Raw genomic sequence first — 12,869 nt, 5'->3', positions numbered from 1 at the left:
CGGCCGATCCGCCGCGCGCCTACCGGGTGCGCGGCAGCCGGACCACCTGGACGAAGAACTCATCGATCTGCTTGATGGCGGCCACGAACTGGTCGAGATCCACCGGTTTGGTGACATAGGCGTTGGCGTGCAGCTTGTAGCTGCGCAGAATGTCCTCCTCGGCGGCCGAAGTGGTGAGTACGACCACCGGGATATGCGCGAGCTCGGAATCGGCCTTGATCTTCTCCAGCACCTGCCTGCCGTCGTATTTCGGCAGGTTCAGGTCGAGCAGGATGAGGTCGGGACGTGGGGCGTCCGTGTACTCGCCCTGGCGGTAGAGGAAGTCCAGCGCTTCCTGTCCATCGTGGGCGACGTGCAGGGTGTTGCCGATCTTGTTGTCCTCGAACGCCTCCCTCGTCATCAGTTCGTCGCCCGGATCGTCCTCGACGAGCAGAATGTCGATCGGCCGGCCCGGCATGCTCATGCGTTGGCTCCTTCTGTGGCGGATTCCGGTGTGGTGGTGGGCATTTGTACGGCGCCGGCGGATACCGCGGCGGCCTCGTTCTCGACCGCGACCGGGGGGTCGACGGCACGGAGGGTGAAGCAGATCCGGGTGCCCTCGGTGTGATCGGTATCGATCCAGATGCGACCGCCGTGGTATTCGACGATCTTCTTGCAGACGGCCAGGCCTATTCCGGTACCACTGTATTCGTCACGCGCGTGTAGCCGCTGGAAGATGACGAACACCTTTTCCGCGAATTGCGGTGCGATACCGATGCCGTTGTCGGTCACCGAGAATAGCCGACCCGCCGGATCGTCATCGAGCGGCTCGACGGCGATATACACGACGGGCGCGAGATCGGACTTGCGGAACTTGATCGCATTACTGATGAGATTCTGCCACAACATCGTCAGCAGCGTTGCCTCGCCCATGATCTCGGGCAGCTGTTCGGGCCGCTCGATAACGGCCTCGTTGTCCTCGATCATGGCCGATAGGTTGGTCAGCGCCTTCTCCAGTGGCCGGTCGAGGCGGACCGGCTCGGCTCCCTCACTGAGCCGGCCGACGCGGGAGAAGGTGAGCAGATCGTTGATGAGCACCTGCATGCGCTTGGCGCCGTCGACGGCGAAATCGATGTACTGCTTACCGCGTTCGTCGAGCTGGGAGCCGTAGCGCTTCTCCAACAGCTGACAGAACGAGGCAACCTTGCGCAGCGGTTCCTGCAGATCGTGTGAGGCGACGTAGGCGAACTGTTCCAACTCGGCGTTGGAACGGCGCAGCTCCTCGGCCTGCAGATCCAGGTCGGTCTTCTGTTGCTGCAGCAGCAGGCCCTGAGACCGTGAGGAACTCAGCTCGGTGACGATGCGCGTGCGCATGTCCTCGACCGCCTCGGCGACCTGGACCACATCGGCGGGGCCGTGACTGTCGATGTGATGGTCGAATTCGCCGTTCGCCACACGTAGTGACGATTCGGTGAGTTCGGAGAGCGGGCGTACGACGAGCCTGCGCAACAACACGGTCAATACGGTGCCCGTCAGCAAGAAGACGATCACCATGCCTACCAGCACGATATTGCGGGTGGTGCGGGCCTGGTCCAATGCCCGGTTGTCCTCGGCGAGGGTGGCCGCCAAATGATCGTTCTGGGTGGTGAACGCGGCGCGTAGCCGATCGAAGACGGTTTTGGCGCGCACGGTCGTCGCGGCGTCCAGCTCGCGAGCCGCGTCGGCGCTCGGGGTCGCGGCGAGCGGGTCGGCGTACTCGGTGCGCCACTGCTGCACCCAGCGTTCGATCGTGTCGAGGTCGGCCAGCAATTCGGGGCGGTCGTCCAGTAGCTCGCGCAGGCGCCCGGCCGCGCGCTCCTGGTCCTGCCTGCCCTGCACATAGGGCTCGAGGAACTGCGGATCGGCGGCGATGGCATAGCCGCGCAGGCCTGTCTCCTGGTTGATCAGCGCGCTCTGTAGCCGGTAGGCCTCCGCGGAGGCGGGCAGCGTCTGCTCCACCAGCCGGTCGGTGACGTGGTTGGTGTGGTTGATGACCTGTGCGCCGGCAACGGCGCCCAGCAGGACAACCAGGATCATCAACGCGAAGACCAACTGGAACCAGGCCTGTGCGGTCAGCCTGCCGACCATCCCGGAGTCGGTGTTCGTCATGGAAGCTCGCCCCTCCGCGTGTCGTTCCAACGCAAGTAGATAATGGCCAGGTCGTCGTCCAGGCCGCCCGCCTCGGAGGCCAGCTCCTCCACCCGGCCGATCAGCTCGTCGACAAACGTCTCGGGATGTCCCGCGGGAACCGTCCTGGCGATATGCAGCAGACCGTCCTCGCCGAGCCGCGCACCGTCGCGACCCGCTCGACCCTCGAACAGTCCGTCGGTGAACAGCATCAGCCTCGCGTCGGCAGCCAACTCGATCTCGGAGACGGGCCACTGCGCGCGCCCGGGCATGAATCCGAGCGCCGCTCCGCCGGGAACCTCGAGCCAGCGCAGCTCGCCGTGGGCGTGGTGCAGCATGCCCGGATGCCCGGCGCGACGTACCAACACCTGCCTGGTCGACGGGTCGAGGACCAGGCTTGTCGCGGTGGCGAAGGTCTGTCGATCGGTCCGCTCGGCCAGCAACACTCGTTCCAACAGCCGCAGCTGCCGCGACCCGGTCACTCCGGTGAGGACCAGTGTGCGCCAGGCCAAGCGCAGCGCGACACCGGTTGCGGCGGCATCGGGACCGTGACCGGAGACATCGCCGATGATGGCGTGCACGAGGCCGTCGGCGTCCTGCACGACATCGTAGAAATCACCGCCGAGCAGCGAATGCGCGCGACCGGGCCGGTATCGGGAGACCACGTCCACCGCGCGGTCGGCGCCCAACAGCGGGGTCGGCAGCAGCCCACGCTCGAGGCGGGCGTTCTCCTGTGCCCGCATCTGACTCGCCTGCAGCGCCGCACTGGTGCGTTCGACCTGCTTGCGCTGAATGGCGTAGCGCACGGCACGCGCGAACAGTTCCGATTCCACCCGGCCCTTGACCAGGTAGTCCTGCGCGCCGGAGGCCAAGGCTGCCAGACCGGTGCGCTCCTGGTCGAGTCCGGTCATCACCACCACGGCGACCTGATCGTTGTGCTCACGGATCCTGGCCACCGCTTCCAGCCCCTGGACATCGGGCAGATGCAGGTCGAGCAGCACACAGTCGGGGGTCTCCACCCGCAGACGGTCTCCCGCCTCGGCGAGAGTGCGCACCCATTCCAAGCGCAGGCCGGGTGCCGCGTCGGCGACCAGTTCCTCGACCAACAGGGCGTCGCCGGGGTCGTCCTCGACCAGCAGGACGCACGGTTCCCGGTCGAACCAGCCCGCGTCGGCGGCCAGACCGATGTCCGCGCCGAAAGCGTCACTACGCACGGTCGCCGCCGACAAACTCTCGCACGGCGGAAGCAACCGTGTCGCCACACCATGCGGGGGCGACCATGGAAACGCGGATCACACGGATTTCGTCAGGATGCATCGACACCACTGCCTCCGATCACACAGGAAACGACGGCGCCATGGCGCACGTCCACTGACTCAGCGGCCGGTTGCTGGACCGAGAGGCAGCAGTGATCGTATCGGATCGACGATTGTCGTGGTGAGAGGGTTCGGCCGGGCACCGGTCTCACCGGACCACCGTCGCCCATGTGACTCCCAGGATCAGCGGCACCCCCACCAGGCCGAGTGCGGCGAACCGGCCGGCTCCGATGTGTACACCGCGGGCCCGGCAGCGATCGGCCCACAGCAGGGTGGCCAGGGACCCCCACATGGTGACCAGCGGGCCGATATTGGTGCCGAGTAGGACGGGCCACACCCGCGCCGGATCGTCCGCGGGAACGGTGGTCTCCATCGCCAGGTAGGCGGGCAAATTGTTGACCAGGTTGGCCGCGGCGGCGGAGACGAAAACGGTGCGCAGGCCCGAACCGTCGACCCACTGGGTGAGCAGATCGCCGAGGCCCTGATGCAGTAGGGCGGTGACCACCAGGAACAGGCCCTCGGTGGTGATCACCAGCCGCCACGGCAACAGTGCCGGCCGCAGATATTCACGGGCACGCAGGACGAAAGCGGTTACCGCGACCAGCGCGCCCGCCGTTGCCGCCTGCCAAGGAGGCACACCGACAGCGACCGCGGCCGCGAAACCGAGACAGGCCGATGCGCAGACCAGGCACAGGAACCGGTCTGCCGGCCCGGCGAACGCCGACACCTGGTAGCGCCCGCGCAGGCTTCGTCCGAAGACCGCGCCGAGAAAGCCCACCGTCAACACCACCGCGACGAGCTGGGGAAGTGCCATACGGACGGCGAACTCCCATGCCGTGAGTCCGGTGTGGTCGGCGGCCAGTAGGTTCGTCAGGTTCGACACCGGCAACAGCAGACTCGCGGTATTGGCCAGCCATACCACCAGCAGCGCGAACGGCACGGCCGCCAGGCCGAGCCGTTCGACCGTTGCCAACACCACGGGGGTGAGCAGCACTGCGGTGGTATCCAGGCTCATCGTGACGGTCGTCACCGTGGCGAGCGATGCCACCAGCACGAACAGTAGTGGTGTCGAGCCCCGCGCGAGCCGGGCGCAGTAGTGTGCCGCCATGTCGAAGACTCCCGCCTTGTCGGCCAACTCGGCGAGCACGGTCACCGCGACCAGGAAACCCAGGATCGGCCCCGCCCGGTGAACACCGATATCGAGGGCATCGTCGACGGGCAGCCTGCCCGTCACCACCACCAAGACGCCGAGCACGGCGAGAAACAGCCACACGCGCCACAGCATGCCGGCCGTCGATTCCCGCCCGCGACAGCGGCAAACGCTCACCGCCAGGGCCGTGGCCTCGGTCACATTCGCTTACCACGCGAGGGTCACTGCTCAGCCGAGAAGTATCCCAGCCAGGGCGGCGTCGGAAGCCGCGAGTGCGTCGCGGTCGTATGTCGATGTCGTCGCGAGGAGTTCGTCGGCGCCGGTCCGTTCGGACAGCCGCTCCAGGTGCCGCCGCACCGTCGCCGGCGAGCCCGCCACCGTACGCCGCACCGCCTGTTCGGCTCGGCGACGGTCCTGCTCGGTCCACCGCTTCGCCTTGATCGCGGCGACCGCTTCCAAGGCCCGGAACTCGCCGGTACTGCGGGCCCGCGCCATCGCCCACGCCTCGGGTAGGGCGAGATCACGCGCCTGCTCGTCGGTATCGGCGACGATGACGTCCACCGCGATCGTCACCGTGGGTCGCTCCGCTCGCGGTCCGGGCCGGAAGTCGCGCCGATGGTTCGCGAGCAACTCGTCCAAGTCCGGACGGTCCAGGACAGGGCCCCCGAGGACAACCGGCATCCCCAGCCGGGCGGCCACGGTGAGTCCCCGGCCGGTGGCCAGGACGAACAGTGGGATGGTGGTCTCGGTGATCGGATGGGCGGTGATCGGCGCTGTCCGGTCCAGATAATCACGCACCTGCGCGATATCCGCCTCGAACCGATCCGGTGCGGCACTGTCCTGACGCAATGCCCGTCGCACCGGCGCGGTGAATGCGAGCGAACGTCCGAGCCCGAGATCGATCCGCCCCGGATACAGCGCCTCCAGCATCAGGAACTGCTCCGCGACCACCAAGGGCTGATGGTGCGGCAGCATCACACCCCCGGATCCGATCCGAATCGAGGACGTCCGCGCCCCGATCGCCCCGAGCAGCACCGGCGGTGACCCGGAAACGATCCCCGGCACCGCGTGATGTTCGGCCACCCAGAACCGCCCGTACCCGAGTCCCTCCGCCGCCACCGCACGTTCGACCGTATGCGCCAACGCCGCGGACTCCGGTTCACCCGCACGCGTCCGCGACCGGTCGAGAAGAGATAACCGCACGCCGATGGAACACCACACGGGGCTGCTGTCTTCCGCGTGGTCATCCGACCCCACCGGACGTGGGCAAGGCGGTCTGCGGTCCCACCTCGCGACCTCGTCCTCCGAGCGGGTCACGACGGTCCGGCCGGAAACGGTATGCGCGGAGACCGCGGCCGGTGAATACCGATATGAGGATGGGGTACCACGGCGACGTATCTCCCTGTAACCCACGAACCGTGGAGGACCGATGACGAACTTCGAGCCGTCGCCTTCGTCGCAACCCCGCGAGCCCGAGCCCCGGCCGGTTGACTCGCCCGGTAGTCGGCGGATCGCTTCGTTCGACAACTACCTGGCCGCGCAGCAACTCGTCGACCGAATGTCCGACGCCGGTTTCCCGGTGGAGCATCTGCGGATCGTCGGCGACGGGGTGCGAACGGTCGAGCAGGTCACCGGACGGATGACGAACGCGCGGGCCGCGCTGGCGGGCGCCGCCAGTGGCGCCTGGTTCGGTCTGCTGATCGGTCTGTTGTTCGGATTGTTCACCAGCGGTCCCGTCGCCTGGGTCTGGGTGCTCGTGACGACCGTGATCATCGGCGCCGTATGGGGCGCGATCTTCGGGTTCGTCGCGCATTGGTCGACGGGAGGCCGGCGCGACTTCTCCAGCGTGCAGACCCTCGAGGCGCAACGCTACGACATCTATGTCACGGAGACACATGCCGCCGAGGCGGAGCGTTTCGTCACGGGATGACCTACGGCGCCGGCGAGTCGGGCGGTGTCACCGAGATACGCCGAAGGCGGCACCGGTCGGCCGTGGAGCCTCTCCGACATCACCCTCGTCCGGAAAGCGGTTCCCCGCTCCGCTTGCCGAGGAATGCGGCGACGGTGTGCGGGAACCCACCGCGGCCGGCCGACAGGTGGCTGCTATCGTCGATCGGGAGTGATCGAAACAAGGGAGATCGACCATGGTTGGTGAACTCGACATCTCAGGGGTCACCCGGCTCTGACGGCCACCGGTAGGCGCATGTGGGCGCCGCTGTCGTGGCCATGTCGTCGTCCACCGATTCATCTTGCGCGGCAGCTTCTATGCGCCCGCACGACACTCGAGGTCTCTCATCCATGCCCGATGCCTATATCGTCTGCTCCAATCTGTCGTTCTCCTGGCCGGACGACACTCCTGTCTTCACAGACCTGTCCTTCGGTGTACCCGCCGGACGGACCGGTCTGGTCGCCCCGAACGGCGCAGGTAAAAGCACCCTGCTCCGGCTGATCGCGGGCGACCTGCGACCCCCCAGCGGCAGTGTGGCCGTGAGCGGCGTGCTCGGCTACCTCCCCCAGACCCTGCCGCTGACCGGCGAGATGACCGTCGCCCAACTCCTGGGCATCGCACCGGTACTGGCGGCACTGGATGCCGTCGAATCCGGTGACACCTCCGAGGAGCACTTCACCACGATCGGCTCCGAATGGGATATCGAGGAACGCACCCGTGCCCAATTGGACCGGCTGGGTGTGGGGGAGCTGTCGTTCGCTCGGCGGCTACACACCCTCAGCGGCGGCCAGATCGTCTCGCTGGGTCTGGCCGCCCAGCTGCTTCGCCGCCCGGACGTACTACTACTCGACGAACCCACCAACAACCTCGACCTGGTCGCACGCCACAAACTCTACGATCTGCTCGCCGACTGGAACGGCTGCCTACTGCTGGTCAGCCACGATCGGGCACTGCTGGACCGGATGGACCGCATCGCCGAACTCCACGACGGCGAGATCCATTTCCATGGCGGGAATTTCACCGAGTACGAAGAGGCGGTGCAAGCCGCTCGGGAGGTCGCGGAGAAGAACATTCGCAACGCCGAACAGGAAGTCAAACGTGAGAAGCGGGAATTACAGCAGGCGCGCGAACGCGCCGCGCGCCGGGCGAGCAACGCCGCCCGGGGTCTCGGTAACGCCGGCCTGCCGAAGATCTTCGCCGGGACCATGAAGCGCAATGCGCAGGAATCGGCCGGCCGAACGAACGAAACGCACACCGCCCGTGTCGAAGCTGCCAGAGCTCGGCTCGACCAGGCCGAACGAGCGCTGCGCGATGAACAGAAGATCACCCTGCAACTGCCCGACACCGGCGTTCCGGCCGGGCGCACGGTGTTCCACGGCGAACGGATGCGGTACCGGTTCGGCGAACGGCCGTTGTTCGGTGCGGACGGAGCCGACCTGACGATCCGCGGTCCCGAACGCATCGCCCTGACCGGACCGAACGGCGCGGGCAAATCCACGCTGCTGCGAATCGTCCACGGCGGCCTGACGCCCGAAGCCGGCACACTGCTCACCCGCGCCGAGGGCCGGGTCGCGTATCTGTCCCAACGACTGGACCTGCTCGACCTCGATCGAACCGTCGCCGAGAACCTGGCCGTGTTCGCCCCGAACCTGCCCGCCCCACAACGCATGAACCTGCTGGCACGATTCCTCTTCCGGGGTTCTCGTGTCCATCTGCCCGTGGGCGCTCTCTCCGGCGGCGAGCGGTTGCGGGCCACCTTGGCATGCGTCTTGTTCGCCGAACCGGCACCGCAACTGCTGCTGCTGGACGAACCGACCAACAACCTCGACCTGGTCAGCGTCGGACAGCTCGAGGGAGCTCTCAATGCCTACCGGGGTGCATTCGTAGTGGTCAGCCATGACGAACGGTTCCTGACCCGAATAGGGGTCGAACGGTGGCTGCGGCTTGCCGAAGGTCGTCTGCTGGAGGTCTCCGGGCCTGCTTCCGTCAACTGAGCGCCGTCTGTAGCAGGGCTTCGGATGCCCAGAAGTCGAGCCTCGTTCGCCATATCATCACCGTCGGTCGCGACACCCCTGCCACCCGCGGCTGCGCGAAGCCGACGCGCCTCGTCCGACAATCGGGTACGGGCTCGCTCAGGTACCGAGCCAGGCCAGGGTGGCGACGGTAAGAGCCTTGACGCCGGTATCGAGGGTGGGTTGGAGAACGGGAGCGAAGTGGGGGCTGTGGTTGACCGGAACGTCCTGGGAGATGGTGCCTTTTCGCGCCGCCGCCGCGTACAGGCGGGGGTCGGTCCCCCCGATACCCCAGTAGGTGAAGGGAACCCCGAAGGCGGCGGGGATCTCGCTCATATCCTCGCTGGCGGTCTGTAGGTCCATGGTGTGCGCGTCGGGGCCGAAGGCGTCGGCGAATGCCGCGGCGACGGTGCGCGTGGTGGCGGCGTCGTTGACGGTGGGCGGGAAGGTGGTGATCCGCTGGAATTCCGGTTCCTTCGGCGCACCGGCGGCAACGGCTTCGGCCCGCACGATTCGTTCGATCGATCGCAGTATCTGCTGCCGGACAGCGGGTTCGTAGGTGCGGACGTTGAGTTCGAGCACCGCACGGTCGGGAATGACGTTCGGACCGGAGCCGGCATGGACACTGCCGACGGACAGCACCGCGGGGGTGGTGGCGGGCAGTTCGCGGGAGACCACGGTCTGCAACCGCAGAACACACATCGCGGCCATGACGATCGGGTCGACCGCGGACTGGGGCTGGGAACCGTGCCCGCCGCGTCCGTGCAACGTCACGCGCAGACTGTCGGCGGCGGAGAGGGACGGTCCCGAGCGGGTGCCGACATATCCCGCCGGATAGGGCAGCACATGCTGGGCGAACACGACATCGGGAGTGGGCACCGCGGTGGTCAGGCCGTCCTCGATCATGGCGCGGGCACCGTCGCCGTTCTCTTCCGACGGCTGGAACAGCGTCACGACGGTGCCCTGCCATGCATGCGGTGCGCGGGCCATGAGGGTGGCGAACCCGATGAGACAGGCCACGTGGACGTCGTGTCCACAGGCATGCATGACCGGTTGTTCGGCGCCGCGGTCGATGGCGGTAACCGACGAGGCGTAGGGCAGACCGGTGGCCTCGCGCACCGGTAGGGCGTCCATATCGGCGCGCAGCATGACGGTCGGGCCCGATCCGCGACCGAGTACCCCGACGACCCCGGTGGTGCCGAGGTGTTCGGTGACCTCGTAGCCGAGGTCACGTAGGGCAGCGGCGGCCACGGCGGAGGTTCGGTGCTCTCGACGCCCGAGTTCGGGATGCGCGTGCAGGTCACGATAGAGGTTCTCGATATCGTCGCGGATTTCGTCCAGTCCGGCGAGGACGGCCGAGGCGGTGGAGTTCATCGGGCGTGCCTTTCTGCTCGGTGGGACCGGGGCGTTCAGTTCTCCTTCTCCGGTCCGCGGTCGCGCGGTCGGTCACGTCGGACACGGGCACGTTTGCGCCGTGTTCCACGGTCGCCACGTCCGAAGACGGCGGCGAGCCGGGTGTGCGGTTGCCATTCGAGTCCGTTGGGCAGGCCCCATCCGAATCGGACCGCGGCCGACCGCAGCACCAGCGAGCAGACCACGCCACCGACGATGCCGAGCACCGGGGCGCCGAGATAGGTGCAGACCACCATGGTGCCCGCTACCACCGCGGCCACCGTCGCGTAGAGGCCGTTGCCGCCGAAGACAGCCGGAACCCGCCGCAACAGCACATCACGGGTGGCACCGCCACCGACCGCGGTCGTGATACCCAGCAGCACGGCCGGTAACCAGCCCAGCCCCGCGGCGAGTGTTTTCTGGGCACCGGTGACCGCCCAGAAGCCGATGACCGCGGCGTCGAGCACGGTGAACAACCGGTCCCAGGCATGTTCACCGAGCGAGATGACAAACGAGATCAGGGTGCCGAGGACGGCGGTGGGTAGGTAGGCGTAGTCGGTGAGCGCCACCGGTGGGCCCTGTTGGAGCAGGGTGTCACGGATGATTCCGCCGCCGAGCCCGGACACGATGCCGACCACGAGGAAACCGAACAGGTCCAGGCCTTCGGTGCGGGAGACAGCGCCGCCGAGCATGGCACAGGCGAGCACGCCTGCCAGGTCCAGGTAGCGGGTGGCCTGGTCGACAGCATCGATGAAGGCGGCCACCGGAGCAAACTAACACGCGTAGCCGCATGTCTCGCCCCGACCGCTTCTCGCGGGCGGCGGAGCGACTCACTCCCCTGATAGATCGGCAGACAGATCACGCACCTCGACCCCTTCGGGGATCTGCACCTCCGCGACCATTTCGGGCCGGTCGTCGAATTCCAGACGCAGCGCCCGGCACATGGTGGCGTGCATGTCGTACAGGGCCGTGATGTAGGTCAGCTGCAGGATTTCCGGATCACTCAGATGGGCTTTCAACACCGCGAACACCTCGTCCGGTACCCGCCCACCGTCGTGGACGAGGCCGTCGGTATAGGCCAGGACCGCCCGCTCGAGCTCGGAGAAGCACTCGCTGATCTGCCAGTGCGGGATGGCGGCGATCTTCTCCTCGGGCATGCCGAGCGAGCGCATCTGCTTGCAGTGCTGGGAGAATACGAACTGACTACCGCGGGCGTACCCGGCGCGGCTCTGCCCCAGTTCTCGCAGCATCGGGTCCAGCGTGGCGTTGCGGTAGAGGGCGAAGCCCCGTACGGCGTGGCGGAAGACGTCCGGCGATTGTGCGAACACGGTCCACCAGTCACCGGGAGTGCCGTGGACGGTGCCGTGGTCGACGGCGGGGTCCTTGTCGGGGCCGAACAGACGGTCGTAGAAGAACAGGATCTTCTCATCGGTGACTTCGGCGCGGGGCACTTCGCGTAGACGCGGCATCGTGGGTAATCCTCTCGGGCGGTACGGGTTTCGCCGCTTTCGCACAGCGTGCGGCGTGGGGTATGCGCGGGGTTGCCGGGGCTTCGGCGAGCAAGCCGTGTCAGCGGCCGGTCGAGACACGGCGATCGGCGATGGTCTTCGGTTCGTGGGTCACGTCGGCTTCGGTGAACGCGCGTGTCCAGCAAGCGAATTCGAGCAGTACACCATCGGGGTCCTGAAAATAGAACGAACGCACGAAGGTACCGGCGTGCACATCCCGCGACACCCCTGCCGGACTGTCGTCGTGGTTGAGTATTCGGCTGACTTCGATGCCTTCCGTCCGGACTCGTTCATAGTATTCGTCGAACAGTTCCGGCGGGACCGCGAACGCCACATGGTTCATCGATCCCACCGCACTGAGCAGTTCCCCCTCGTCGGGCAGCCCCTTCGGTGCCGCAAGTCCGGGAGCCGCCTCGGGGGCGTCGGCGAGCCAGAAGAAGGCGAGGGTGTTCCCGCCGCCACAGTCGAAGAAGAAGTGCTGCCCCAGATTTCCGGGCAGTTCGATAGTTTTGACCAACGGCATACCGAGGCTCCCCGAATAGAAAGCGATCGTTCTCCGCATATCGGAACACACCAATGCGAGGTGGTTGATCCCACGTAGGTCGTATTTCGGATTGGAGGCGTTCATGGCAATCCTTACTGCTGTGACGATTCGACGTCGGGATCCGGTCCATGTACCGCCACCACGGACGCGGGCGAATTCGACGGCCGCAACATGACTTGACAGTCATGTCATGTTATTGGATAGTTTGTTCCGTGGCGAAGTCATCTGTCAATACCCCGCCCGCGGCAGTCGATACCCTGACCCCGCGGGGACGCAGAACACGCGACGCGCTACTGGAGGCCGCACGGACCGTCTTCGAAACCGTCGGATTCCTCGACACCCGGGTAGAGCAGATCGCGCAGGAGGCCTGCGTCTCCTACGGCACCTTCTATCGTTATTTCGAGTCGAAGGAGCACGTCTTCGGCGAGTTGAGCACCCGATTGTTCGAAGACATGCACCGCCGGGAACAGACCGCGGCGGATCTGTCCCCGACCGCCAAACTGATCGCCGCCAACCGTTCCTACTACGAGGCGTACCGGCGCAACGCCCGGATGATGGCGATCGTCGAACAGGTCGCGACCTTCAACGAGGAATTCCGGCAGTTACGGCACGAGCACCGCCGCCAACTCATCGACCGCACCGCACGGGCGATCGCGCGCTGGCAGAGCGAAGGCCTGGTCCGACCGGAACTCGACCCGCAATTGGCGGCCCGCGCCATGTCCGCGATGGTCGATCACACGCTGTACCTGTGGTTGATCCAAGGCGAGGATGCCGATGAGGAGGCCCTGCTGGACACGCTCGATCGGATGTCCGTCAGTGCACTCGGGCTCGATCCGGACCAGAAATAGCACACC

The 12,869-nt window shown here is 66.7% G+C and carries 12 protein-coding genes; 3 read left to right on the top strand and 9 right to left on the bottom strand.

The window, feature by feature from the left end; genetic code table 11:
- Nucleotides 1-19: 19 nt before the first annotated feature.
- The 5 genes from ON20_RS10795 to ON20_RS10775 all read right to left on the bottom strand — a co-directional run bounded on the left by ON20_RS10795 (nt 20) and on the right by ON20_RS10775 (nt 5,814).
- Nucleotides 20-463: a response regulator gene (locus ON20_RS10795; protein WP_040834992.1), complete on the bottom strand. Its 444-nt coding sequence runs from the start codon at nt 461-463 to the stop codon at nt 20-22.
- Nucleotides 460-2,127 (bottom strand): sensor histidine kinase, encoded by a 1,668-nt coding sequence (locus ON20_RS10790; protein WP_086008959.1) that lies wholly within the window; start codon nt 2,125-2,127, stop codon nt 460-462. The genes ON20_RS10795 and ON20_RS10790 overlap by 4 nt, the downstream gene beginning before the upstream one ends.
- Nucleotides 2,124-3,359 carry a PP2C family protein-serine/threonine phosphatase gene (locus tag ON20_RS10785; protein ID WP_040835026.1) on the bottom strand — a complete coding sequence of 412 codons (1,236 nt, stop codon included), beginning with the start codon at nt 3,357-3,359 and terminating at the stop codon, nt 2,124-2,126. Before ON20_RS10785 ends, ON20_RS10790 begins: the two co-directional genes overlap by 4 nt.
- A gap of 250 nt (nt 3,360-3,609) precedes the next feature.
- A complete protein-coding gene (locus ON20_RS10780; RefSeq protein WP_218002493.1) occupies nt 3,610-4,812 on the bottom strand; it encodes an ArsB/NhaD family transporter in 1,203 nt (400 codons plus the stop codon).
- A 27-nt stretch (nt 4,813-4,839) separates the two neighbouring features.
- Entirely contained in the window at nt 4,840-5,814 is a 975-nt protein-coding gene (locus ON20_RS10775; protein ID WP_040834991.1) for an MsnO8 family LLM class oxidoreductase, read from the bottom strand.
- A 226-nt stretch (nt 5,815-6,040) separates the two neighbouring features.
- Here ON20_RS10775 and ON20_RS10765 point away from each other — a divergent pair, with 226 nt between their 5' ends.
- Nucleotides 6,041-6,541 carry a general stress protein gene (locus ON20_RS10765; RefSeq protein ID WP_040834989.1) on the top strand — a complete coding sequence of 167 codons (501 nt, stop codon included), beginning with the start codon at nt 6,041-6,043 and terminating at the stop codon, nt 6,539-6,541.
- A 368-nt stretch (nt 6,542-6,909) separates the two neighbouring features.
- Entirely contained in the window at nt 6,910-8,553 is a 1,644-nt protein-coding gene (locus ON20_RS10760; RefSeq protein WP_040834988.1) for an ABC-F family ATP-binding cassette domain-containing protein, read from the top strand.
- Nucleotides 8,554-8,691: 138 nt separating this feature from the next.
- On the opposite strand, the gene ON20_RS10755 is transcribed toward ON20_RS10760, so the two are convergent.
- The 4 genes from ON20_RS10755 to ON20_RS10740 form a co-directional block, all read right to left on the bottom strand.
- Entirely contained in the window at nt 8,692-9,945 is a 1,254-nt protein-coding gene (locus tag ON20_RS10755; RefSeq protein ID WP_040834987.1) for an amidohydrolase, read from the bottom strand.
- Nucleotides 9,946-9,980: 35 nt separating this feature from the next.
- The gene (locus ON20_RS10750; RefSeq protein WP_040834986.1) at nt 9,981-10,727 is read right to left on the bottom strand and encodes a trimeric intracellular cation channel family protein; all 747 of its coding nucleotides are present in this window, start codon (nt 10,725-10,727) and stop codon (nt 9,981-9,983) included.
- A gap of 66 nt (nt 10,728-10,793) precedes the next feature.
- Nucleotides 10,794-11,432, bottom strand: a complete 639-nt coding sequence (locus ON20_RS10745) for a carboxymuconolactone decarboxylase family protein (RefSeq protein WP_040834985.1) — start codon at nt 11,430-11,432, stop codon at nt 10,794-10,796.
- 100 nt (nt 11,433-11,532) lie between these two features.
- The gene (locus ON20_RS10740; RefSeq protein WP_040834984.1) at nt 11,533-12,099 is read right to left on the bottom strand and encodes a VOC family protein; all 567 of its coding nucleotides are present in this window, start codon (nt 12,097-12,099) and stop codon (nt 11,533-11,535) included.
- 128 nt (nt 12,100-12,227) lie between these two features.
- Here ON20_RS10740 and ON20_RS10735 point away from each other — a divergent pair, with 128 nt between their 5' ends.
- The gene (locus ON20_RS10735) at nt 12,228-12,863 is read left to right on the top strand and encodes a TetR/AcrR family transcriptional regulator (protein WP_040834983.1); all 636 of its coding nucleotides are present in this window, start codon (nt 12,228-12,230) and stop codon (nt 12,861-12,863) included.
- Nucleotides 12,864-12,869: the final 6 nt, after the last annotated feature.

The organism is Nocardia brevicatena NBRC 12119, from assembly GCF_000308495.1.
Taxonomy (GTDB): domain Bacteria; phylum Actinomycetota; class Actinomycetes; order Mycobacteriales; family Mycobacteriaceae; genus Nocardia; species Nocardia brevicatena.
This window is presented reverse-complemented; position numbering and strand designations above follow the sequence as displayed.